The sequence below is a fragment of the Colwellia ponticola genome (genome assembly GCF_005885605.1).
GTDB lineage: Bacteria > Pseudomonadota > Gammaproteobacteria > Enterobacterales > Alteromonadaceae > Colwellia > Colwellia ponticola.
The window spans coordinates 1-412 of sequence record NZ_SZVP01000207.1 but is presented as its reverse complement, the minus strand read 5'-3'; the positions used below and the strand labels follow the sequence as shown (position 1 = coordinate 412).

Below are 412 nucleotides of genomic sequence, written 5' to 3'. Positions count from 1 at the left end.
CGGTGGACAACCTGCTCAACGACCACGGCCTGATCTTCAGTGGCGGCGACATGAACCTCAAGGTCGACCGCCTGAAAAACCTCGGCGCCGCGATCTACGCCATGGGCAACCTGCGTGTCGATCGCGACGGCCAGGGCGGCCTGGCCACCAGCATCATCAACAGCTCGGGGACGATCGAGAGCGAGCGCAACCTGATCCTGGCGGCCAGCACGATCCAGAACATCCGTACTGTGCTCACCACCGAGTCCGGCATCTACAGCGCCTCCATCACGCCCATCGCCTGTATCGACGGGGTGACCGGTGGCGACTGCGAAGGCGGCAAGCAGAACCGGCCGTTCCAGATTACCCAGCGTGATCACTTCATCGTCAGCGATGCCACGGCAGCGTCCAGCATTACCTCGGGCGGCAACAT

General features: G+C 63.3%; 1 protein-coding gene. It reads left to right on the top strand.

The window, feature by feature from the left end; translation table 11 throughout:
* A partial coding sequence (locus FCS21_RS16585) for a hypothetical protein (protein ID WP_138624546.1) occupies window positions 1–412 on the top strand: 412 nt, incomplete at both ends.